The sequence below is a fragment of the Streptomyces sp. NPDC059787 genome, assembly GCF_042732315.1.
GTDB classification, from domain to species: Bacteria; Actinomycetota; Actinomycetes; order Streptomycetales; family Streptomycetaceae; genus Streptomyces; species Streptomyces atrovirens.
Window position 1 is genome coordinate 71,809 of sequence record NZ_JBHWHX010000028.1, and the last position, 23,378, is coordinate 95,186.

General features: G+C 70.7%; 16 protein-coding genes. 8 read left to right on the forward strand and 8 right to left on the reverse strand.

Features of this window, described 5'->3' with window-relative positions; genetic code table 11:
* Positions 1–99 precede the first annotated feature (99 nt).
* The 7 genes from ACFV5H_RS24885 to ACFV5H_RS24915 all read right to left on the reverse strand — a co-directional run bounded on the left by ACFV5H_RS24885 (position 100) and on the right by ACFV5H_RS24915 (position 12,619).
* On the reverse strand, positions 100–1,929 hold the full coding sequence (locus tag ACFV5H_RS24885; RefSeq protein ID WP_385197339.1) for a gamma-glutamyltransferase family protein: 1,830 nt from the start codon (positions 1,927–1,929) through the stop codon (positions 100–102).
* A gap of 424 nt (positions 1,930–2,353) precedes the next feature.
* Entirely contained in the window at positions 2,354–3,622 is a 1,269-nt protein-coding gene (locus ACFV5H_RS24890) for an ABC transporter substrate-binding protein (protein WP_385044924.1), read from the reverse strand.
* 137 nt (positions 3,623–3,759) lie between these two features.
* Positions 3,760–6,171, reverse strand: a complete 2,412-nt coding sequence (locus ACFV5H_RS24895) for a glycoside hydrolase family 3 protein (protein ID WP_385044927.1) — start codon at positions 6,169–6,171, stop codon at positions 3,760–3,762.
* 582 nt (positions 6,172–6,753) lie between these two features.
* The gene (locus ACFV5H_RS24900) at positions 6,754–9,324 is read right to left on the reverse strand and encodes a family 78 glycoside hydrolase catalytic domain (RefSeq protein ID WP_385197340.1); all 2,571 of its coding nucleotides are present in this window, start codon (positions 9,322–9,324) and stop codon (positions 6,754–6,756) included.
* Between the two features lie 73 nt (positions 9,325–9,397).
* Positions 9,398–10,306: a carbohydrate ABC transporter permease gene (locus ACFV5H_RS24905; RefSeq protein ID WP_385197342.1), complete on the reverse strand. Its 909-nt coding sequence runs from the start codon at positions 10,304–10,306 to the stop codon at positions 9,398–9,400.
* 4 nt (positions 10,307–10,310) lie between these two features.
* Positions 10,311–11,195, reverse strand: coding sequence for a carbohydrate ABC transporter permease (locus ACFV5H_RS24910; RefSeq protein WP_385197343.1), 885 nt, complete (start codon positions 11,193–11,195; stop codon positions 10,311–10,313).
* Between the two features lie 107 nt (positions 11,196–11,302).
* Positions 11,303–12,619, reverse strand: coding sequence for an ABC transporter substrate-binding protein (locus ACFV5H_RS24915; protein WP_385197344.1), 1,317 nt, complete (start codon positions 12,617–12,619; stop codon positions 11,303–11,305).
* Positions 12,620–12,913: 294 nt separating this feature from the next.
* Between ACFV5H_RS24915 and ACFV5H_RS24920 the strand changes: the two genes are divergently transcribed.
* The 8 genes from ACFV5H_RS24920 to ACFV5H_RS24955 all read left to right on the forward strand — a co-directional run bounded on the left by ACFV5H_RS24920 (position 12,914) and on the right by ACFV5H_RS24955 (position 21,921).
* Complete coding sequence (locus ACFV5H_RS24920; protein ID WP_385044942.1) at positions 12,914–13,927, forward strand: LacI family DNA-binding transcriptional regulator; 1,014 nt, start codon at positions 12,914–12,916, stop codon at positions 13,925–13,927.
* Between the two features lie 3 nt (positions 13,928–13,930).
* Positions 13,931–15,040 carry a LacI family DNA-binding transcriptional regulator gene (locus ACFV5H_RS24925; protein ID WP_385044945.1) on the forward strand — a complete coding sequence of 370 codons (1,110 nt, stop codon included), beginning with the start codon at positions 13,931–13,933 and terminating at the stop codon, positions 15,038–15,040.
* A 727-nt stretch (positions 15,041–15,767) separates the two neighbouring features.
* Positions 15,768–16,982: an FAD-dependent monooxygenase gene (locus ACFV5H_RS24930; RefSeq protein ID WP_385044947.1), complete on the forward strand. Its 1,215-nt coding sequence runs from the start codon at positions 15,768–15,770 to the stop codon at positions 16,980–16,982.
* Positions 16,983–17,005: 23 nt separating this feature from the next.
* Positions 17,006–18,046, forward strand: a complete 1,041-nt coding sequence (locus tag ACFV5H_RS24935; RefSeq protein ID WP_385197346.1) for a cupin domain-containing protein — start codon at positions 17,006–17,008, stop codon at positions 18,044–18,046.
* 36 nt (positions 18,047–18,082) lie between these two features.
* Positions 18,083–18,949 (forward strand): fumarylacetoacetate hydrolase family protein, encoded by an 867-nt coding sequence (locus ACFV5H_RS24940; RefSeq protein ID WP_385044952.1) that lies wholly within the window; start codon positions 18,083–18,085, stop codon positions 18,947–18,949.
* 98 nt (positions 18,950–19,047) lie between these two features.
* Positions 19,048–19,497: a MarR family winged helix-turn-helix transcriptional regulator gene (locus ACFV5H_RS24945; protein ID WP_385044955.1), complete on the forward strand. Its 450-nt coding sequence runs from the start codon at positions 19,048–19,050 to the stop codon at positions 19,495–19,497.
* 47 nt (positions 19,498–19,544) lie between these two features.
* On the forward strand, positions 19,545–20,360 hold the full coding sequence (locus tag ACFV5H_RS24950) for an IclR family transcriptional regulator (protein WP_385044958.1): 816 nt from the start codon (positions 19,545–19,547) through the stop codon (positions 20,358–20,360).
* Between the two features lie 172 nt (positions 20,361–20,532).
* Entirely contained in the window at positions 20,533–21,921 is a 1,389-nt protein-coding gene (locus ACFV5H_RS24955; protein WP_385044961.1) for an MFS transporter, read from the forward strand.
* A 637-nt stretch (positions 21,922–22,558) separates the two neighbouring features.
* Here the strand turns inward: ACFV5H_RS24955 and ACFV5H_RS24960 are convergent.
* On the reverse strand, positions 22,559–23,378 hold an 820-nt coding region (locus ACFV5H_RS24960), incomplete at its 5' end, for an MFS transporter (protein ID WP_385197347.1).

The following is a 23,378-nucleotide window of genomic DNA, read 5'->3' on the forward strand; positions in this document are numbered from 1 at the left end:
CCTCCATGAGAGCACGCGCCACTGACAATCCCCACCCGCCCGGTGCACAGCGGGTGGAATCGGGATGAAAATGGGGTGCCCGCCCACGGCGTCATGGGCTCAGCGGCCCACCGCGTAGCCCTGCATGCCGCGCGGGTTGGCCGCCGCGGAGAGGACGCCGGTGGCCGGGTCCCGGGCGACCGCGCAGAGCCGGCCCTCCGACCAGGCGTCGCCGACGATCACCTCGTGGCCGCGCCGGCGGAGTGCCTCCACCACCTCCGGGTCCGTGCGGGACTCGACGGTGACGCTGCCGGGGCGCATGCCGCGCGGGTAGAAGGAGCCGGGGAAGCTGTCGTTGTGCCAGTTGGGGGCGTCGACGGCGCCTTGGAGGTCGAGTCCGCCGCGCACCCGCTCGCGCAGGGCGACGGCGAGGAAGAAGTGCAGCTGCCACTGGTCCTGCTGGTCCCCGCCGGGCGTGCCGAACGCCATGACGGGCACCCCGTCGCGCAGGGCCATGGACGGGGTGAGGGTGGTCCGGGGGCGGCGGCCGGGGGTGAGGGTGCCCGGCAGTCCCTCCTCCAGCCAGGTCATCTGCAGCCGGGTGCCGAGCGGGAAGCCGAGTTCGGGGACGACGGGGTTGGACTGGAGCCAGCCGCCGCTGGGGGTGGCCGCGATCATGTTGCCCCAGCGGTCGACGACGTCCAGGTGGCAGGTGTCGCCGCGGGTGCCGCCGTCGGCGGAGACGTCGGGTTCGCCGGGCACGGGGGACGTCGGGCTCTTGGCGACGGTGGGCTCCCCGGCACCCACCGGGATGGAGCCGGGGCCCTCGGTGGCCACCACGCGCGCGTGGGCGCTCAGCCGGGGGGTGCGCCCGCCGGGGCTGCCGGGCCGCAGGTCGTGGGAGGCGCGGGGGCCGACCCTGGTCCGCCGCTCGGCGTTGTACTCGGCCGACAGCAGGTCGTCGAGCGGCACCTCCGCCGCGTCCCCGTACCAGGCCTCGCGGTCGGCCATGGCGAGCTTGCAGCCCTCGATCAGCAGGTGCATGTACTCGGCGGAGCCGTAGCGGGGCAGTTCCGGCGGGAGCAGGGCGAGTTGCTGGAGCAGGACCGGGCCCTGGCTCCAGGGGCCGGCCTTGCACACGGTCCAGCCGTCGAAGTCGTACGTCACCGGGGTCTCGTAGGCCGCGGACCAGCCGGCGAGGTCGGCGGCGGTCAGGGTGCCGGTGTGGCGCTCGCCGCTGGTGTCCATGGTGGGGCGCCCGGCCTGCCGGACCAGTGCCTCGGCGATGAACCCGGTCCGCCACACCTCCCGCGCGGCGTCGATCTGCGCCTCCCGGTCCCCGGCCCCGGCGACCTCGGACAGCAGCCGCTTCCAGGTGGCGGCGAGGGCGGGGTTGCGCAGCAGCTCACCGGCGCGGGGGGACCGGCCGCCGGGCAGATACACCTCGGCCGAGGAGGTCCACTCCGTCTCGAACAGCTCGCGTACGGTCTCCACGGTCTCGCCGACGCGCTCCACGGGCGGGTGCCCGTCCTCGGCGTACCCGACGGCGTACTTCAGGACGTCGGCGAGGGTCTTGGTGCCATGGTCGCGCAGCAGGAGCAGCCAGGCGTCGAAGGCGCCGGGCACGGCCGCGGCGAGCGGTCCGGTGCCGGGGACGAGGTCCAGGCCGAGCCCCTTGTAGTGGGCGACGGTCGCCCCGGCCGGGGCGACGCCCTGCCCGCACAGCACCCGCACCTCGCCGCCGGCCGGCGCGAGCAGGATCGGCACCTCGCCGGCCGGGCCGTTGAGGTGCGGCTCGACGACGTGCAGGACGAAGGCTCCGGCCACGGCCGCGTCGTAGGCGTTGCCGCCGTCCTCCAGCACGGCCATCGCCGACTGCGAGGCCAGCCAGTGGGTGGAGGACACCATGCCGAAGGTGCCCTGGAGGGTGGGACGAGTCGTGAATTCCATACCTGACCTCGGGTTTTGTGTACGTCGACCGGCCTGTGCAGCAGCGAAACGGGACCGCGGGGAGAATCCGGGGAGAACGAGCGCGAGACCATCTCCTCCACATGGTCCCGGTGCCTCCGCCGCCCGGGTCGGGCTGTCGACGCCGGCCGCTGCCTCGCGCGGAGTCGCTGTGCGTGCCGAACCGACGCTACCTCGTCCGACCGGGCCGACCTGATGCCCGGATCCGGTCGGCCGGGCGGACGATCGGTCGACGCCCGGCCACTCGGCCGGACGACGAGCGACTCCTGGTTCGCGGAGTGTTCGGAGTCGGTCCCGCGGGTCGGACGTGAGCCGGGTTCAGGGCCGTGCCCGGGTCCACCAACGAGTCCTTCGCAGGGGCGGAGCGTCATGGACGACGCCGGCAGTCGGCTGCGCGGGAAGGCGGTCAGTCCCTGCCCCGGTAGGCGTGATCGAGTGCGGCCAGGGCGTCATCGACGCTCGCCGTCCCGGCGAACAGGGCGCGCACCTGGTCGAAGTGCGTCGACTGCACCGCCGAGTTGCGCCAGCGCTGGTCCATGAACGGCACCGTGGTGCCGGACTTCTGCCGTTCGGCGACCTCCTCCACAGCCGGGTCGACGTCGAACGACGAGTTGGGGATCGCCGGAAGGGTGGCCCCGGAACGGTTGTACAGGTTCTGTCCCTCCACCGACCCGAGGAAGTCGATGAAGGACGATGCGGCCTGGCGGTGGGGGGTGAAGGGGTTGAGACCGTAGGCGGCCGACACCGCGCCGGGCATCCGTGTCCGGTCCGGGTCGTCGGTGGCCGGCAGGGCCGTCATGCGCAGCTCCCGGTCCGGGGCGGCGGCACGGAGGGTGGAGAGCACGCCGGCGATCTGGACGACGCCCACGGCCCGGCCGGACGCCACCTGGTCGAGGGCTTCCTCGTACGTGGTGTCCAGGGGCCGCGGGTTGAAGCAGCCGTGTTCGTTCATCTCCAGGTATTTGTCCATGGCTGTGCGCCACCCCGACTTCGAGAAGGTCGCCTCGTCGAGCTCCATCCGCTGGTCGAAGTCCGGTTGGTCCGCGTACACGGTCGTCGCGACGAGGGCGTAGTCGATGAGCTGTGTCACCCAGGGGGTCTCGTTGCCGAGGGCGAAGAGCACCTTGTCGTGCTCGCGGGCGGTGCCGCACAGGTCCAGCAGCTCGGTCCAGGTGGTGGGCGCGGTGCCTCCGATGGCCTTGAGGGAACCCTCGTCGTATATGGCACCGATGGCGCTGTACGTGACCGGTACCGCGTAGGTGACGCTTCCGACGTCGGTGACCGGCTTGACGCCCGTGGGCAGGGTGCGGCTGAAGGGGCGCAGGCTGAGCCCCTCGACGAGGTCGTCGTCCTCGAGGGCGGTGACGGAGGCCGGGTTGCCGCTGCCGGGCCAGACGGTGAAGACGTCCGGGCCCTCACCTGCCCTGAGCTGGTCCGGCAGTTGCTTCTGCAGCGTGTTGGTGTCGAGGAAGGTGACGGTGACACGGATGCCGGGGTTCTGCCGGCGGAACTCCTTCACCACACTGTTCATCGACGACTTGTCGGTGACATTGGCCACGACGCTGATTTCCGGAGCCGACGCTTCGGAGGTGTCGAGGACGGAGCAACCGGCCAGTGCGGCGGTCGCGACGGCGAGGGCGAGGGCTGAACCGAAGAGGCGTGGCGTACGTGGCACGATGCGGGCTCCGGATGAGGATCGGTGAGATGGTGCCGGGCCGGCTGCTGCCGTGAGCCGGCCGACTCGTCGGGGCCATGGCCCCTGTGCCGCCCCCTGCGTGGCAGGGGGCGGCCTGCGAAGGGCATCGGCCTCGATCAGCCGATGGACAGGCTTCGCCGTGCCGTCAGGGAACGGGACGAGCGTGCGGTCGCGAAGGTGTAGCGCCCGGGCACGAGGGCCCAGGTGCCCGTCCTCCACACGGTCAGGTCCTGTGCCGGGATCGTGAAGGTCAGTCGTTGTGAGCCTGCGGCGTCCAGGGTGACCTTCCGGAAGGCGACCAGGCGGCGTGGCTCCGCCGCTGCCGCGCCGGGCAGGGTGGCGTAGACCTGGACCACTTCGGTGCCCTTGCGCCGGGCCGTGTTGGTGACGGTGACGGTGAGGGTGACGTTCCTGGTCGCCCGGTCGTAGGCCGCCTCCAGGGACCCGTGGGCGAAGGAGGCGTAGGAGAGGCCGTGCCCGAAGGGGAAGCGGGGCTGCTGTTCCTTGGCGTCGTAGTGGCGGTAGCCGACGGCGATGCCCTCGTCGTAGGAGACGGTGGCGTTCGTGCCGGGGTAGGTCGCCGGGGTGGTGCCCGGTCCCTGGGTCGCGTCGGCGGGGAAGGTGACGGGGAGGCGGCCGGAGGGGTCGCTGTCGCCGAAGAGGACGGCGGCGAGGGCGGTGCCCATGCCGCGGCCTCCGTACCATGCCTGGATCACGGCTTCCACGTCGTCCAGCCAGGGGGTGGCGACGGGGCCGTCGGTGTTGAGGACGACGATCGTGCGCGGGTTGGCGGCGGCCACGGCGGTGACGAGCTGGTCCTGGTCGCCGGGCAGGTCGAGTCGTTCGTGGTCCATGGCCTCGCCGGCGACCCGGTTGACGAAGACGACGGCGGCGTCGGCCGCGCGGGCCGCCGTGACGGCGGCGGGGATGAGGGAGTCGGGCTGCCATCCCAGGGTCAGTCCGCAGGTGCCGGTTTCGGCGGTGGCGTTGGTGTAGGTCAGTTCGACGTCGACCGCGCGGCCCGCGGTCAGCCGGGCGGTTCCCTGGAGCGGGTAGTCGAACGGTCCGAGGAAGAAGCGGCGCATCTGCCGGGTTCCGGAGACGACCGTGGTGCCGTCGATCTTCAGCGTGGTCGTACCGGCGGGCAGCAGGGAGAAGCGGTGCAGGCCGGTGGTGGTCGGCACGAGGGTGCCGGTCCACTTCGCCGACCAGACGGCCGGCAGCTCCGCCGCGGGCACGGTGGTGAAGTCGACGGTCGTGTCCGTCCTGGTCACGACCGGGGTCCCGGTGGCTTCGGCGCCCGCGAAGTATCTGGCGGTCAGGCCGGCCTCGCCCGTGCTGTCGCGCAGTACGGTCGGGGGAACCGTGGTCAGGGGCAGATCGCCCTTGGTGCCCTGTGCGTGGGTGACCTTCACCGAGCTTCCGGCTCGGGTGCGGATGGCCTGCAGGGGGGTGGTCCAGGCGCCGGGGTCGACGTAGGTGGACCCGGCGACGCCGGTGAAGGCGTCGGTGCCTGCGGGGCCGATGACGGCCACCGACCTCACCGAGGTGGGCAGCGGCAGGGCCGAGGAGCGGTTGACGAGCAGGACCGTGGAGGCGATCGCGGCCTCATGGGCGAGGTTCTGGTGTTCCGGTGTGCTGACGTCGTCGGCCGGGGCGGGGACGGGGTGGTCGAAGAGGCCGCATCCGAACATCGTGACGAGGATGCGGCGGGCGGCGTCGTCCAGCCGCGTGCCGGGGATCGCGCCGCCCGTGAGTCCGCCCGCGGGGATCCTCACCGCCCCGGGGCCGAGTCCGGCGAGGTCCATGCCCGCCCGGGCGGCGGCGACCTGGTCGTCGCCGGCCCAGAAGTCCGGCACGGTGTAGCCCCGCAGACCGAGGCCCTTCTTCAGGTCGTCGAACAGGGACGGGCTCTGCGTCGCGAAGGTGCCGTTGATCTTCGGGTAGGCCATCATCACCGAGGTGGCCGGTGCGGCGGCGACCACGCGTCGGAAGGGCGCCTGGTAGATCTCGTGCAGGGCGCGGTCGGAGACCCCGGTGTCGGTGAAGAAGCGGTTGGTCTCCTGGGTGTAGGCGGCGAAGTGCTTGACGGTGGCCGCCACCTTCCGGCTCTGCATGCCGACCGTGACGGCCGCACCCAGGTGCCCGGCGAGCAGCGGGTCCTCGCCCATGGCCTCGGACTGGCGGCCGAAGTGCCAGGTGCGGGTCAGGTCGACCGTGGGGCCGAGCATGTTGTTGTACCCCTTGCCCCGGCCCTCCGCGCCGATGGCCCGGCCGATGCGGCCCGCCAGGTCCTCGTCGAAGGTCGCCGCCTGGGCGACGGGAACGGGGAAGGCCGTCACGCCCTTCTCGCCGCGGAGGCCGGCGGATGCGTCGACCATGGTCAGGGCCGGTATCCCCAGATGGGCGACGGCTGCGAAGTCGCACCGCACGAGGGCTTCCTTCTCGGCCGCCGTCATACGGGCGAGCAGGTCGTCCGCACGGTCCTGTGGGGCGGAGCCGGACGCGGCGACTGCCTGCCCACTCACAGCCGGTGCCATGCTCAGAGCCAGAGCGGTGAAGGTGGCGGCAGAGAGGAATGTTCGTCTGTTCACTACGGCTCTCCGTACGGAAGTGGCGGCCGGTCGACCGGCCGCTGCGGGGGAAAACGGGGCCGACCGAGGGGTCAGGTTCACGGTCGGCCCCTGCTCGAGGGGTACGTCCTGGGCAGCACGGGGCGCGTGCCCGAAATTCGTCTTCTTCGCCTCACGCGGGCCGGTCGCCGACGTGTCCCAACGCCGGCGATAAGCGGCATCCGGAGCTGTCTTGCGACGCACGCCCGCGGAGCTTTCATCCAACCAGCCGAAAACTATGGCCATTTTCCGACCACGGTCAACCCTCGTACGGGATTTGACAAAGAATGCATCGTGACCAGGCATCCTGCATTCAGGAGGTTGAAATTGAAGTTGAAAATTTCAATTGAATGACAGGGGTCGGCTTCACTCATAAAGCTGATGGATGGGCCGCATCCACGGAGCGAATACCGTGGCCTTCGATTCACCCACGCAGCATAAAAGCCCGGCGCACGCTATTCGCGCGCCGGGCTTTGTGCATGCGTCGTCCGGAGTTGTTCAGGCGGCTTCGCCGGCCAGGCCAGCGGTGTCGAGGACGTGCTCGCCCGGTCCCAGGACGACCGGTGAGCGGCCGGGCAGTTCCGCGATGCCCCGACAGCCGTCCGGTACGACGATGCGGGCGGTCAGGCCGGTGCCGGTCGACTCCCAGGACAAGGACGCCGTTCCGTAGGGCGTCTCGTGGCGTGTCCGGGCCCAGGTGATGCCGCCTCCCGGGCGCGGCCGGAAGGCGATCTCCCGGTAGCCGGGTGCTGTCGCGGTGATGCCCCCGACGACCCGGTGCAGCCAGTCGGCGACGGCACCCAGGGCGTAGTGGTTGAACGAGGTCATGCCGCCGGGGTTCAGACTGCCGTCGGGCCGGAGACTGTCCCAGCGCTCCCAGACGGTCGTGGCTCCCATGGTGACGGTGTAGAGCCAGGAGGGGCATTCGGTCTGGAGCAACAGCCGGTAGGCGACGTCGAGGTGGCCGGTGTCTGTGAGAGCGTCACAGATCAGCGGCGTGCCGACGAACCCGGTGGCGATGCGTGCGTCGTCGGCGAGGACGAGTTCGGCGAGACGGTCACCCGCGGCCCGCCGCTGCCGAGGGCCGAGCAGCCCGAAGGCGATCCCGACGGCGTAGGCGGTGGGGCTGTCGCTGGTCATCCGGCCGGAGGGCAGAACGTACCGGTGGCGGAAGGCATCGACCACCTCGTCGGCCAGGGCGGTGTACCGCTCGGCGTTCGCGTCGTCGCCCAACTCTGCTGCCGTGAGCCCCAGTTGCCGGGCGGAGTGGGCGAAGTAGGCGGTGGCGACGAGGTAGCGGTCGGTGCGGCCGGCGGCCGGGTCGTCGGGAGGTGCGGCGGGGTCGAGCCAGTCCCCCAGTTGGAAGCCGGTGTCCCACAGACGTGTCGGTCCGGCGAGGCGCTCCACGAGGTCCACCCATGCCTTGGCCATGGGGTAGTGGCGGCGCAGGAGTTCGCGGTCGCCGAAGCGCTGGAAAAGCGTCCGGGGTGTGAGGGTGGCGACGTCCCCCCAGGCGGCTCCGGGGTGGATCGGCGTCCACATCGGTTCGCCCGGGATGACGGGCACGTACCAGGGGATCGTGCCGTCGGGGAGCTGTTCCAGTCCGACGTCGGTGAGCCAGGAGTCGAGCATGCCGACGCAGTCGTAGAGGTAGCTCGCGGTGGGGGCGAAGACCTGGATGTCGCCGGTCCAGCCGAGGCGTTCGTCGCGTTGCGGGCAGTCGGTGGGGAGGTCGACGAAGTTGCCGCGCATGCTCCACACGACGTTCTCGTGCAGGCGGTTGACCAGCGGGTCGCTGCACTCGAACCAGCCGGTGCGGCGCATGTCCGTGTGATGGACGCGGGCGGTGACCATGTCCGGCGTCAGCTCGCCCGGCCAGCCGGCGATCTCGGCGTAGCGGAAACCATGGAGGGTGAAGCGTGGCTCCCAGGTGAGCGGACCACGGCCGGAGAGAACGAGCGTGTCGACGGAGTACGCCTCGCGCAGCGGGCGGGTGGCCAGTTCGCCGTCCTGGAGGACTTCGGCGTGCCGGAGGGTGATGGTGGTGCCGGCCGGTCCGTCGACGGTGACGCGGAGGCGGCCGACGAGGTTCTGGCCGAAGTCGAGCAGGTACCGGTCGTCGACCGTACGGGTGACGGTGACCGGCTCGATCTCCTCGGTGCAGCGCACCGGGGGCCCCGTCGGGGCGACGAGGGTCCCCGGATCCCGGCGGCCGGTGCGTACCGGGCTCCACTCGGCCGATGCGGCACGCGTCGGTGTGCACCAGTGCGGGTCGTGCAGCCGGGCGTCGAACGTCTCGCCTTCGTAGAGGCCGCCGGCCAGGAGGGGACCGGGCGCCGCGCTCCATGTTCCGTCCGTGGCGATGACGAGCGTGGTGCCGTCGTCGTACATCACCTCCAGCTGGGCGATGAGGGACTGGTCGGTGCCGTAGATGTTGCGGGTGCCGCCGTCGAAGCCGTACTTGCCGCGGTACCAGCCGTCGCCGAGCCAGGCACCGATGGTGTTGGCGCCCTCGACGAGGTGCTCGGTGACGTCGTGGGTGCGGTAGCGCAGGCGGTGCGGATAGACGGTCCACCCCGGGGCCAGGGCCTCGTCACCGACACGGCGGCCGTTGAGCTCCACCTCGTACAGGCCGTGGGCCGTGACGTAGAGGCGGGCCCGCACCGGGAGCCGGTCGAGGCGGAAGTCCTTGCGGACACGAGCCGGACGGCGTTGGGCTTCCGGGTCTTCCTCCCAGCCCGCGCCCACAGGGACGGCCTTCCAGTCGGCGGGGGTCAGGAGTCCGGCCTCGACCGCGCTCGGTTCGCTCCACGCCGACGGGCCGTCGGTGTCGGGCGTCCATACGCGGACGCGTACGGTCGCGCGTTCCCGGGAGGTCAGCGGCTCGCCGGGCCACGGCGTCAGTACCTGGTCGGCGGTGTCGACGCGCCCTGTGCGATGGACGGTGCCGGAGCGGTCGACCTCCAGCTCGTACGCCTGCTGGTGGCCGGCGCCCGGTGGCAGTTTCCACGTGATGCGGGGTGCGGCGTCGCCGATGCCGAGTCCGTCCGGAAGGTGTTCGAAGGACACCGGGGAGGGCTGAGGGGGGAGCAAGGGGGGACCTTTCTTGCACGTGCGGGAGCGCGGGCGGTGGTGGGCGGGGTCAGCCCTTGACCGCTCCCGAGGTGAGGCCCTTCATGACCTTCTGGTTGAGGAACAGGTAGATCAGGAGGGTGCCGAAGACGTTGATGCAGATGGCTGCGAACAGCGGGCCGTACTGAGTGGCGCCGAAGTCGCCGGTGAAGTTGAGCAGGCCGACCTGGATGGTGCGCAGGTCCTGGTCGTTGGTGAAGGTCAGGGCGATGAGCAGGTCGTTCCAGATGAAGAAGAACTGCACCAGGCCGACGGTGAGCAGGGCGTTGCGCACCAGGGGGACGCTGATGGTCCAGAAGGCGCGCAGGATGCCGGCGCCGTCGATGGTGGCCGCCTCGAACAGCTCCCGCGGGACGTTGCGGTAATAGGTGGCCATCATGAAGACGGTCAACGGCAGACCGGTGCCGGTGTAGGTGAGGATCAGCGGCCACAGGGTGCCGGACAGGCCCGTCTGGAAGTAGACCGTGAACAGGGGCAGCAGGATCATCTGCGGCGGCACCGTCATGCCCGCGAGGAAGATCAGCAGGGTGAGGCTGCGGCCCTTCCACACCATGATCTGCAGGGCGAAGCCGGCGGCCGTGCCCAGCAGCAGCATCAGCGCGAGGGCGGGTATGACGGCGAGCAGGCTGTTCTGGACGTACAGGCCGATGTGGCCGGTCGTCCAGGCATCGGTGTAGTTGCCCCACTCCCAGGTGGTGGGCAGGCTCCAGGTGGAGTTGTTCAGGTAGTCGTCGTTGGACTTGAGCGACGTCAGGAACATCCAGATCAGCGGGTAGATCTCGACGACCAGCAGCAGGCCGACGACGGCCTTCACCCACAGCCGGCTTCCGGGACGGCGCCCACGGGTGCGCACGGCGGCACCGGACGGCCGGCGCCCGAGGCGGCTCGCGGAGCCCTTCACAGGTGTGTCGATGGCCATGGGATCAGCCCTCCGTGAGGTCGCGCCGCGAGACGCGGTAGACGACCAGGCTCACCAGCAGGCAGACGACGGTGAGCAGCAGGGCGATGGTGCTGCCGTAGCCGTAGTCGCTGTAGGTGAAGGACGTCTGGAACATGTACAGGGTCAAGGGGGTGGTGCCGGTGCCGGGGCCACCGTTGGTGAGGGCGACGATGGAGTCGAAGACCTTGAGCGTGCCGTTGATGCTGAAGATCAGCGATGACATCAGCACCGGCAGCGACAGCGGGAGCACGATGTGCCGCACCAGCCTCAGGCCGGTCGCCCCGTCGAGCCGGGCGGACTCGAGGACCTCGTCGGGGATGTCGACCAGGCCGGCGAAGAGCAGGACGGCGTAGAAGCCCATGGAGCGCCAGATGTCCATGACGATCAGCACCCAGAAGGCACTGCCCGCGCTGCCGAAGAAGTCGATCGAGTCGATGCCGACCGCGTTCAGCAGGGAGTTGACCGGGCCGGTCTGCGGTGCGACCTGGAAGAACTTCTGGAAGAGCAGGCCGACGGCGACCGTGGGGAGCACCACGGGGAAGAACACCAGGGTGCGGATGAGCGCGGAGGCGCGCTTGAGGAAGAAGACGTACAGCAGGGCCAGCAGGTAGCCGGCGACGACCTGCCCGGCGGTGACGACGACGGCGTACTTGAGGGTGAACCACAGGGCGTCGTGGACGGCCGGGTCGTCGAGGAGGCGGGAGAAGTTGGCGACGCCGTTTCCGGTGAAGCCTTCGATGGTGTTGCCCTCGGTGAAGGAGTACCCGAGTGACCACACCATCGGGACGAGCATGATCAGCGAGTAGACGAGGAGGGCGGGACCGAGCAGGATCGCTATGGCCCTGCGGTCACCGAGTACGCGGTGCATGGGTGGTGTCCACTTCGTTTCCGTTGAAGAGACTGTCGGGCGGGACCGGGGGCGGCCCACGCGGGACGCGGGGCGTGCGAGGAGGCCGGTGGGCCGCCCCCGGCCGGTCACTCGGCGGCCAGCGCGTCCTGGACGGTCTGCATGAACTGCTCGGGCTTCATGCTTCCGGCGACCAGGCTCGCCGCGTTGGTCTGGCTGACGGTCGTGGCCTTCGTGCTGAACAGGGCCTCGAACCACAGCACGTTCTGCTTCGAGGAGCTGATGGTGTCGCGGACCTGGGTGGTGACCTCGTTGGCGTCCTTCACCTCGGTGTTGACCTTGAAGCCGGAGATGGAGCCGTGGTCCTTCAGGGCGGTGCTGCCGTAGTTCTTCGCAATGCAGGAGACCCAGTCGCCGGTCTTCTCGTCGAAGGACTCGGCGGACAGCGTGATGCCGAGGCCGACGTTGGAGGGGTACTGGTCGATCGAGCCCTTGCCCCCGGAGACGGCCGGGAAGGGCATGAAGCCGACGTTCTCGGCGCCGACCTTGTTCTGCTCGTCGTCGGAGATGTTCGCCAGCGCCCAGCTGCCCATGTAGAACATGGCGGCCTTGCCGTTGAGGAACTCGTTCATCGCGGTGTCGTAGTCGATGGAGCCGACGCCCTTGCCGAAGTAGCCCTTCTCGCCGAGTTCGGCGACCTCCTCGGCCGCCTTCACGTACTCGGGGTCGGTCAGCTTCGCCTTGCCGTCCGCCACCTTCTGCAGCGCGTCGGGGCCCAGGCTCCGGTAGAGGTAGCCGCTGATCAGCCGGGTCAGCGGCCAGCCCTGCTGACCGGAGGCGGAGAACGGCTGGACGCCCTTCGACTCCAGCTTCGCCGCGGCCGCCCCCAGTTCCTCCCAGGTGTCGGGCACCTTCAGGCCGTTCTCCTGGAAGAGCTTCTTGTTGTAGAAGATCCCCTCGATGTTGTACTCGTACGGCAGCACCTGCAGCTCACCGCCGTACAGCGCCTTGATCGTGGAGACGGCGGCCGGCTCCAGCTGGTCGAGGACGCCGAGGGACTTCAGCTCCTTCTCCAGGTCGGCGACCTTGCCCGACTTCGCCAGCTGCTGGGTGAGCGCCGGGGCGTTGCCCGCCGCGAACTGCACCGGCAGCGCGTTCTGACCGGCCAGCAGCTGCAGCTTCTGGTCCAGGCTCGCCTGCGGCACGGTCTCCACCTTCAGCGGCAGGGCGTCGTTCGCCGCCTCGCACGCACCCTTCGACATGGTCGTCAGCGCCGTCTTGACGGTGGTGTTCTCGGTGACGCTCAGGTAGCTGAAGTCCTCCGGCGCCGCGGAAGTGCCACCGCCACTGCCGCCGCAGGCGGTGGCGAGCAGCGCGAAGGAGGCGGTGCCGGCGGTGAGCAGGCTCAGGCGTGCGCGACGGGCGCGGGGCAGACGTACGGACACGGAAAGCTCCCAGATCTTGGAGAGAAAGGCGAGGAGTGAGGTGCGGTGCCTGGGGCGATGAGGCGCCCTGGCCGGCGACACGAGGAGAAGTATGTAAAACGTTCTCTACGACGAGTGGGCAACACCCTGCACCTCTCCCCCGTTCACGTCAAGACACGGCCGTGTAACGTCGAAGTGACAGGCGTGAGGACTTGACGACACCCAAGGGTTACGGTGTAGACCGTTACACCTGCGCCTAGGAGAATCGGAGTAGTGACGATGAGCGGGGCCGGGACACCCAAACAGAACAGACGTGTGACCATCACCGATGTCGCCAGGCACGCCGGGGTGTCCACCGCCGCCGTCTCCAAGGTGATGCGCAACGCCTACGGCGTGAGTCCGGCCATGCGGGAGAAGGTCACGACGGCCATCGCGGAGCTCGGATACCGGCCGCACGCGGCGGCGCGCGGCATGCGCGGCCGGACGTACACGATCGGGGTCCTGCTGGACAACGTGCGCAACGCCTTCTTCGCGGACATCCTCGACGGCGTGCAGGACGAGCTGCGGCAGAGCGAGTACACCGTGCTGATCGGCGCGGCGGGATTCGGGCCCGAGGAACAGGCCAGAACCATCCGGTCCATGGTGGACCGTCAGATGGACGGACTCATTCTCATCGCACCAGGGACCCCGCGCGACGAAGTGCTGGACACCGCCGCATCGACCCCGACCGTCGTCATCGGCCACCATGACACCGCCGACACCTACGACTCGGTGGTCGACGCCGACGACCTCGGAGCCGGCCTGGTCGTGGACCATCTGGTCTCGCTCGGCCACCGGGACATCGCCCTCGTTTCGGCCCCGGGCACCAAGGCCAACCGGTGGAGGCGCACTCCCGAGATCGTGCTGAGCGAGGGCTATGCGGAAGCCATGGAACGGCACGGCCTGGCGGAGCACGCACGTGTGCACCATGCCGCGTACTCCGACGAGGGCGGTTTCAAGGCGGGCATGACGCTGCTGACCGCCGACCGGCCGCCCACCGCCGTCATGGCCGGTGCGGACGTGGCCGCGCTGGGCATCTACCGGGCCGCTCATGAACTGGGACTGCGCATCCCGGACGACCTGTCGCTGGTGGGCTACAACAACACCGCGCTCGCGGCCCTGGCCCCCGTTCAGCTCACCAGCGTCGACCAGGCCGGCCAGACCATGGGCTCGACGGCCGCCCGCATGCTCGTCGAACGCGTGGAAGGAAGGCGGGACAGGCCGATGCGGACGACCATGACACCCCGCGTGGTGGAGCGAGCCAGCACAGCGGCGCCCCGGAGTCGTTGACCCATGGACCGACAGATGCCCGCCGCGACTCCCGCGGTGACGCGCACTCCACCTCGCGGACCGGGCGCTGTGACGGTACGGGAGGGCTCCACGCGCCGCAGAGTGGGCATCAAGGACGTGGCGCGGGTGGCGGGTGTGTCGCTCGGCACCGTGTCGAACGTCCTCAACCGGCCGGAGATCGTGGCCGAGTCCACCCGGACCAGGGTCCTGGACGTGATCGACTCGCTGGGCTACATACGCGCCGAGGGGGCGCGTCAACTGCGTGGCTGGACCTCGCGCGTCATCGCCGTACTGGTCCACGACCTGGCCAACCCCTTCTTCACCGCCTTGGCCACCGGCGTGGAACAGGCCGCGCGCGAAGCCGACCTCGGCGTGATGGTGTGCACCGGTGTCCGCGATCCCGCGGAAGCCGCGCGGCACCTGGCACTGATCACCTCGCACCAGGTCAGAGGCGCCGTGCTGACCGCGGGTGAGGGGGCCGGCCGCACCGCGGCCGCTTTCCGACGGAACGCGGTCCCCTTCGTCGTGGCCGACCAGAACGCCGTCCAGCCCGGCACCTGCTCCGTCGGGATCGACGACGTCGCGGGAGGCCACGCCGCGGTCCGCCACCTGATCGAACAGGGGCACCGCTCGCTGGCGTACGTCAGCGGCCCCGATCGCCTTCAGCAGGTACGGGACCGGCGGCGGGGTGGTCTCAGTGCCGTTGGCGAAGCCGGGCTCCCGGCGGACGCCCTGCGGGATGTGCCGGGGCCGGCCCTCACCGTGAGCGCGGGCCGGGACGCCGGACACCGGATCCTCGGCCTGCCCACTCGACCGACCGCCGTGTTCTGCGCCAACGACCTGCTCGCCCTGGGGGTGATGCAAGCCCTGTACGAGGCCGGTCTGAGGGTGCCGGACGACATCGCGGTGATCGGCTACGACGACATCGAGTTCGCCGCGTCCGCCGTCGTCCCGCTCACCTCGGTGCGACGGCCGGCCTCCGCGATGGGGCTGCGAGCCGGTCGTCTGCTCATCGAGGACACGGCCCGCGACGTCCGGCACGAGCACGCCCACGTCGTGCTCCAGCCGGAACTGGTCGTGCGCCGGTCCACCATGGCGGCGCCGGCCCGTTGACCTGGAGCGGACAGGGCTGTCCGGCGGCATGTCGCGGCAGTGCGGCCGAGTTCGTCGGGCAGGCGGTGGCAAGGTCGTTCCTCGGGGCGGGGTGTCCGGGCCGACGGGCAGACGGCGTCGTCGGGGGACAGGCGTGCCGGCGCTCCGGGCACGAGCGGAAGGAGTCGCCCCTGCGGCAGACGCATTCGCTCGGGAAAGGAGCCGTCGGTGTACGAGCGCTGTCCTACGACTATGCGTTCCACGCTCCGGCCTGCCCACCCCCGGCGCGATCCGGGTTCCGGATACCGCCGATCCAGCGCGTCGATACTCCTGCGGAGCTCCGGGGACGGACGACGGCGCACGCCGACGGGTGAAGAACCTCGTCAGGACGGGGCCCGGACCTCGTCCACGTCGGCCATGCGCCTGCCGACTCGGGCAGCGGGACCGTCTCGTACGGTGATTCCGTCGTGCGTACGGCGGCGAGCGGTGCGAGAAGGCGGCCAGGACAGCGCTCGTGGCGGGCCGGCCGACACCGACGCACCCCTGCGCCCGGGCGGCGTCTCCGCCGCTCGCCGACCGGTAAGGCTCAGCAGAGCCTCACCGCCGGCGGACCATTGACACAGGGGGGACATCCTCGCAATATGATCCGTACATCAATGATTGATGTACGGATCTTTTTGTCACCGCGGAGCCGTGCCCGACCGCCTCCGCTTCCCGGTGCCCTCCCGTGCTGACTCATGGAGGCCAGATGCCCGTCACTCCCACCCCTCTGCACATCGCCGTCGTAGGCGGTGGCATCGGCGGACTCGCCGCCGCGCTGGCGACCGCCCGTGCCGGTCACCGTGTGACGCTCGTGGAACGAGCCACCCGGTTCGGCGAGATCGGGGCCGGCCTGCAGCTCGCCCCGAACGCCTCCCTCGCCCTCGACGAACTCGGCGTGCTGCCGGCCGTCCGGCGCACCGCGGTGGCACCGCCCCGGCTGGTGATGATGGACGCGCTCACCGGGGACGAGGTCACCGCCCTCGACCTGCGCGCCGCGGCCTACACCGACCGCTTCACGCACCCTTACCTGGTCACCCACCGCACCGACCTGCACGCCGCGTTGCTGGCCGCCTGCCAGGAGCACCCCGGCGTCACGCTGCGCACGGGACACACCGTCGGCGAGGTCGAACAGGACGGTTCCGGAGTCCGCCTGCACTTCGCGGAGGACCACGCGAGGCTGACCGCCGACGCGGTCGTCGCAGCGGACGGACTGCACTCCCGTCTGCGCCAGGCGCTGGTGGGCGACGGGGAACCGGTCTGCTCACGCTACGTCGCGTTCCGCGGAGCCCTGCCCACCGAGAAGATGAGCGGCCGGATGTCCCGGCACGCCGCCTCGGAAGCGGTGATGGTCTGGGCCGGACCGCGCATGCACCTGGTGCAGTACCCGGTACGTCGCGGTGAGCTGTACAACCAGGTCGCCGTCTTCGAGAGCGACCACTACACGCCGGACTCCGACGACTGGGGCACCGAGGCCGAGCTGGAGGAGCGCTTCCGCGGCGCCTGCGCGGCCGTGCGCGACGCCCTGCCCCTCGTCTCGCGCGACCGTCGCTGGCCACTGTTCGACCGCGCCCCGATCGACGACTGGGTGCACGGCCGGATCGCCCTCCTCGGAGACGCCGCCCACCCCATGCTCCAGTACCTCGCGCAAGGTGCGTGCCAGGCGCTGGAGGACGCCGTGACGCTCGGCCAGGCCCTCGGCCAGTACGCGGACCCCACGGAAGCCTTCACCTCGTACGCGGACCGGCGTCGTGAGCGGGCCGCCCGCGTTCAGACCAACGCCCGCCGCTTCGGCGAGATCTGCCACCTGGAGGGCATGGGAGCCACCCTGCGCAACATGCTCCTCTCGTCACGCGACCCCGAGGCGTTCGACGACATCTCCTGGGTGTGGACCCCCGCCCCCGCCCCTGTTCCCGCCCTGTGACCCAACCGGCGAAGGAGGACACCATGACGACCGACGAACTCGCGTACAAGGCCCTGGAGGGTCTGGGAACCGCCCCGCTGTGGCGCTTCTACGGCAACCTGTTCCCCGCCCGGCCCAAGAGCCGTGCCGTCCCCTACCGCTGGAGCTGGCGCGAACTCCGCCCGCATCTCCTGCACTTCTCCGAGGCCCTGTCCCTGGAGGAGGCCGAACGACGGGTCCTCATGCTCGTCAACCCCGGCCTCACCGACCCCCCGGCCACGGTCAACACCCTTTACGCGGGCCTGCAGATCATCCTGCCCGGCGAGACCGCGCAGGCACACCGGCACACCTCCAACGCCTTCCGCTTCGTCCTCGAGGGCGACGGTGCCTGGACCACGGTCGACGGCGAGCGGGTCTTCATGGCCCCTGGCGACCTTCTGCTCACCCCGGGCTGGCACTGGCACGACCACACCCACGAAGGCGACACGCCGATGATCTGGCTCGACGCCCTCGACTACCCCCTGGTCAACGCCCTGGAGGCCGGCTTCTACGAGCAGTACCCGCAGCGACTCCAGCCCGTGACCAAGCCCGACGACGCCGGCAGCCGCCAGTTCCTGCACGGCCGGCTCACCCCCGCCTGGCTCACCCAGGACGGACCCAACTCCCCCGTCACCCGGTACACCTGGGAGGAGACGGAGCGCGCCCTGGACGCCATCGCCGACACGGCCGACGGCAGCGACGTCGACGGTGTCGTCCTGGAGTACACCAACCCCTGGACCGGCGGCCCGGTCATGCCCACCATCAGCTGCCGCATCCAGCGGCTGCGCCCCGGCTTCGAGGGGGCCGGTCGCCGCCACACGGCCTCGACCGTCTTCAACGTCGTCCGCGGCGAGGGCGCCACGATCGTCGACGGCGAACGGCTGGAGTGGTCCGAGCACGACACCTTCGCCGTCCCCGGCTGGGCCTCCTACCGCCACGTCAACACCTCGGCCTCCGCGGACGCCGTCCTGTTCTCCTACAGCGACGAGCCCGTCATGCGCTCCCTCGGCCTCTACCGCACCGAAGACGCCGGCCCCGGCGCCTGACCCGTCCGTCCACCCGACACCCACAAGGAGGCCAGCATGCGACTGGCACTGTTCAACAAGGGACGCCTCGGACTCGTCGACGGCGACGACCTCGTCGACGTGACCGACCAGGTCACCGGAGCCGACACCGCCGGCCCCGTCGGCGCGCTCCAGCGGTACATCGAGACGACCGCCGACGGGGAGACGGTCCGGTTCGAACTCGCCGGCCGGCCCCGGATCCCGCTGGCCGAAGCGGCCCTGGAGGCCCCGCTCCCCCGCCCCGGGAAGATCATCGGCGCACCGGTCAACTACCTCGATCACAAAGCCGAGATGGAGTACACCACCTCGGTCGCGGACCTCGGCGTCTTCCTCAAGGCGAACTCCTCCGTCATCGGCCCGGGCGAGGACGTCCTCCTCCCCTACTCCGACAAACGCACCGATCAAGAAGGCGAACTGGGCGTCGTCATCGGCCGCACCGCTTCGCACGTCGGCGCGGACGACGCCCTGGACCACGTCTTCGGCTACACCTGCGTCCTGGACATCACCGTCCGCTCCGGCGAGGACCGCTCCACCCGCAAGTCCTTCGACACCTTCACCCCCCTCGGCCCCTGGATCGTGACCGCCGACGCGATCCCGGACCCGGACACCCTCGACCTGCGCTGCGACGTCGGCGGCACCACCAGGCAGCGCACCAACACCGCGGACCTCGTCTTCGGCGTCCGTGAACTGATCGCCTACGCCTCCTCCGTCATGACCCTGCACCCGGGCGACGTGATCGCGACCGGCACCCCGGCCGGAGTGGGACCGCTCAGCCACGGTGACCGCGTGGTCCTGGACATCGAGAAGGTCGGTCGCCTGGAGGTCGGCGTCGACGGTTCCCGGGCCACGCCCTACGACCAGCGCCCCGGCCGCCGCAGCCACTGACCGCGCGCTCGCCGCCGGGGTGGTGCCGGCACTCGTAGACTCCCCACACCGGCCGTATCCCGGCCGGTACCACCCCGGCGGCAGACGGACGGAACACTGTGGCGCACGCACTGGAACTGCACAACTACGTCGGGCACCTGATCCGGCGCGCGGAACAGGTGCACACCGCCCTGTGGTACCGGCACGTGTCCCGGGAGATCACCTCCCAGCAGTTCGCCGTCCTCAACACCCTCAGCCGCGACCCCGGCATCGACCAGCGCACCCTCGCGCGCTTCACCTCACTGGACCGCTCGACGGTCAACCACATCGTCCGTCGGCTGACCGACCAGCACTACGTCAGTCAGGTACGCGACGAGGAGGACCGCCGACGGACCCTGCTGAGCCTCACGGACGAGGGGTCCGCACTGCTCGACTCTTTGATCGGCCCGGCCGAGGACATCAACGAGCAACTTCTCGACGCGCTGCCCGGCGACGAGCGGAAGCAGGCCGTCGCCATCCTTCGCAAAATCGCCTCATTGGACGACGAGTCGCTCCGCGGCGGCCCGTGAGTCCCGTGCGAGACGGGCCATCCCCGGAGCGAGGAAGGACTCACGCCTTGACTCACCACGCCCTGCGCATCGCACCTTCCTCGGCGACCCCGCAGGAAGCCGGGTCCTCGCCCGCCACGGGGACGGGGCCCGTCATCGCCCGCGCCCTGCGGATCCTCGGTGCCTTCAGCGCACAACGTCCCCACCTGTCCCTGAGCGAGCTGGCCCGGCGATCAGGTCTGCCCGTGTCCACCGTGCACCGCATGCTGGGCGACCTGCTCGCGTGGGGGGCTCTGGAACGCGACGCGCAGGGCCGCTACCGCATCGGGCTATGGCTGTGGGAGGTCGCGTCCCTGGCCCCGCGCAGTCAAGGGCTGCGCGAACGTGCGCTGCCCCACCTGGAGGACCTCTCCTCCCTCGTCCGCGAGAACGTGCAGCTCGCCGTCCGCGACGCGAGCGAGATCGTCTTCGTGGAACGCATCGCCCCCAGCGGTGCCGTGCCCACTCTGACACGAGTGGGAGGACGGCTGGGCATCACGACGACAGCCGCGGGACTGGTGCTGCTCGCCCACGCACCGGTGGCCGTACAGGACGACGCTCTCGTGCGGGAGATCCCCCGGCACACCCCCTTCACCCTCACCGACAGCGGCCGGCTCAGGGCGGTCCTCGCCCGGACACGCACCTGCGGATACGCGGTCAGCGACCGGCAGCTGTCCACCGACACCCTCTCGGTCGCCGCGCCCGTCACGACCACCGGCGGCGAGGTGACCGCAGCCGTCTCCGTCGTCGTCCGGCACGGATCCACGCCCGTGGGAACACTGGCCGACCTCGTCCGCTCGACCGGTCGCGCCATCTCCCGGGCGCTTCGCACGTCCGACTCCTGAGGAGCACCCACCCGTAACAATCGGTTTCCCGGCATCCGGAAAACCACCTGGCCGCGCGGGACCACCGCTCGCACCATGGCTGCTCCGACAGCCGAACCCGAGGCTCCGCCCACGGCGCCTACGAGTCCGTTCGGCTCCACCGCAGTCGACAACGGAGTGCTGCCATGGAGAAGTGTCCTCAACACCCCGCCGCACCGCAGGCCATCCGGTGACCGCCCGTCTTCAGCAGGCCCTGGACAACGGGCCCATGAGCCGCTTCCAGTGGGGCGCGATCGCCATTTGCGTGCTTCTCAACACCCTTGACGGGTTCGACGTGCTGGTCATGTCCTTCACCGGCAAGACCGTCTCCGGCGAATGGCACCTCGACTCCGGAACTCTCGGGCTCCTGCTGAGCAGCGGGCTGGCAGGAATGGCGTTGGGCGCCCTGCTCGTCGCCCCCTGGGCCGACCGGATCGGCCGACGGCCGGTCATCCTGGCCGGCCTGACCGTCGCCGCCGGGGGCATGCTGCTCTCCTCAGCCAGCCAGAACTGGCAGCAGTTGGGGGCACTCCGCCTCCTCACCGGCGTTGGTATCGGCGCCGTTCTCGCCTGCAGCAACGTCATCGCCGGTGAGTTCGCCTCCCGGCGCTGGCGCGGTCTGGCCGTCAGCCTCAACTCCACCGGGTACGCCGTGGGCGCGACGATCGGCGGCGTCTCCTCGGTCGCCCTCATCGACCGCTACGGGTGGCGTTCGGTGTTCCTGGCCGGCGGACTCGCCACCCTGGCTGTCGTCCCCCTCGCCCTCCGTCTCCTGCCGGAATCAATCGACTTCCTCCTCAGCAGGAGACCCGCCGACGCCCTGAGCCGTGTCAACGCACTGGCCCGCCGCATGGGGCAACCGGAGCCGTCCGCACTCCCGGACAGGGAACCGACGAAACCCACCTCCTCAGGAGGGTTCCGCCGCCTCCTGGCACCGGACCTGCGCCGTCCCACCCTGGTGCTGTGGGGAGCCTTCTTCCTCGTCATGGCGGCCTTCTACTTCGTCACGAGCTGGACACCGACCTTGTTGGTGGAGGCCGGCATGTCCGCCCACCAGAGCCTGACCGGCGGAACGCTGCTCAACCTGGGCGGCGTCTTCGGCACCGCGCTCCTGGGCGCACTGGCCGCGCGGTACGCGCTCGGCAACGTCCTGCGTACGTACCTCTTCGTGTCCGCGGCACTCGTCGTGGCCTTCGCGGCCTCCACCGGCACGCTCGTCCTGGCCTTCTGCATCGGCGCGGTCATCGGAGTGGCAGTCAACGGGTGCATCGCCGGCCTCTACGCGCTGACACCGAGCGTCTACCCGACACCGCTGCGGGCCACGGGTGTGGGAGCAGCGATCAGTGTCGGCCGGGCGGGCGCCATCATCGCGCCCACCGCGGCCGGCCGGCTGCTGGACGCGGGCTGGACACCGCCGGCCCTGTACGTCACGACGGGCGTCGTGTTCTGCGCGGCCGGGTTGCTCCTGCTGGCCATGCGCGTGGAGCGGCGACCGGTTGAACGGGCCACCCCCGCCGCTGAGCCGACGCCCTCATCTCCGTAGGCTCCCCGAGCGCCGGTGCGGAGGAGCGCCGGACCACGAGTTCGAGCGTCACCTGCGCGTCGAAGCCGACGACCGGTCTCCACGACGGCGCGTCGCACCGGGCTGGGCCCGAGCAGGAACCATCGGCCGACAAGCGGGAGTTCCGGACGGACTCAGCCCCGTGTGCCGGCGTCAAGCTGTCGTGCTCTGGATGCCGAGCACTTTGTGGAAGTGCTCGCCGTGGACCCGACGTTTCGGCTGCGGGCGTCCCATGAGGATGAGCTGGTGACGCCGGCCGAAGCCGAGCTCTGCTCCACGCCCACTCCTCACCATGCCCAGATCCCAGGTGGGCGGCCTTCCGCCGGCACTTCCCAGCCGCTCCCTCCAGGGAGCGGCTGGGGAGTTTTTCGTCGCTGGGGAGGCCCTGGGGAGTTCCGGCGGCATGAACCGGTACCCCGCCGAAAGACGCTTAAAGAAGCATCACCACAGGTCAGGGTCTCAACGGGCAACAAAAGCCCAGATCAGCGACCCGGCCCCGGGACCTCCATGTCGAAGGTGCCTTGAAGTGTGGGTCGAGTCGTAAACTGCGTCTCTCGCCTCGGAGTTCGCGCGGTGCCGACAACGTTGCCCGTCTGTTCGGCCCTGATCGGTCAGCAGGCTACCGATCGACGCCGGCGCCCTCACGGTCCGGCGCGGTTCCGGCGCCCTCACGGTCCGGCGCGGTTCCGGCGCTCTCGTCGGCGCGGCGGCGGGCGTCCTCGTCGGTGCGGGCGTCGTAGCTGACGAGTCCGGGGAGTGCGGCGGTGAGCAGGCCCACCGCGGCGACACAGGCGAGTCCGCCGGTCCAGATCGCCGGGCGGGCGCCGGTCCAGCCGGCCATCGCCCCGGCGCGGACCTGGCCGAGCTGGGGACCGACGCTGTAGGAGAGGACCTCGATGCCGGCGAGCCGGCCGCGCAGCCGGTCGGGGATGGTCTGGTTCCAGATGGTCGAGCGGCCCAGCCCGCTGAGCATGTCCCCCGCTCCCGCCAGGCCGAGGCACGCCAGGACCAGCCAGACGTTCGACGTCCAGCCGGCCGCCGCCATGGCCAGGCCCCAGCCGGCGGCGCCGAACACCACCAGCAGGCCGTGCCGCCGGGTGCGGGAGACCCAGCCGCTGGTCAGGCTGAGCAGCAGCGACCCGACGGCGCCCGCCGAGTACATCAGGCCCAGCGACCAGTCGGCGTCGAGCTCGTCGGCGAGGAAGGGGAAGATCGTGTTGGGGAAGGCGAAGAACATCGCCGCCAGGTCCACCGCGTACGTGCCGAGGAGCACCGGCCGTGACCAGGCGTACCTGGCCCCTTCGGCGATGCCGCGCAACGACGGCTTGGCGGCGTGCTCGACGGGCGGCACGGGTGAGAGCCGGCGGCACATCAGGACCGACGCGAAGAAGCAGACCACCGTGGTGGGGGGGGCGGGGGGGGGGAGCGCCGAGGGCCCC

Bases quoted from the DNA above. Each gene is read 5' to 3' on its own strand.
- ACFV5H_RS24930 (WP_385044947.1), top strand. From the start codon at position 15,768: ATGCCCGTCACTCCCACCCCTCTGCACATCGCCGTCGTAGGCGGTGGC.
- ACFV5H_RS24925 (WP_385044945.1), top strand. From the start codon at position 13,931: ATGGACCGACAGATGCCCGCCGCGACTCCCGCGGTGACGCGCACTCCA.
- ACFV5H_RS24885 (WP_385197339.1), bottom strand. From the start codon at position 1,929: ATGGAATTCACGACTCGTCCCACCCTCCAGGGCACCTTCGGCATGGTG.
- ACFV5H_RS24905 (WP_385197342.1), bottom strand. From the start codon at position 10,306: ATGGCCATCGACACACCTGTGAAGGGCTCCGCGAGCCGCCTCGGGCGC.
- ACFV5H_RS24935 (WP_385197346.1), top strand. From the start codon at position 17,006: ATGACGACCGACGAACTCGCGTACAAGGCCCTGGAGGGTCTGGGAACC.
- ACFV5H_RS24940 (WP_385044952.1), top strand. From the start codon at position 18,083: ATGCGACTGGCACTGTTCAACAAGGGACGCCTCGGACTCGTCGACGGC.
- ACFV5H_RS24910 (WP_385197343.1), bottom strand. From the start codon at position 11,195: ATGCACCGCGTACTCGGTGACCGCAGGGCCATAGCGATCCTGCTCGGT.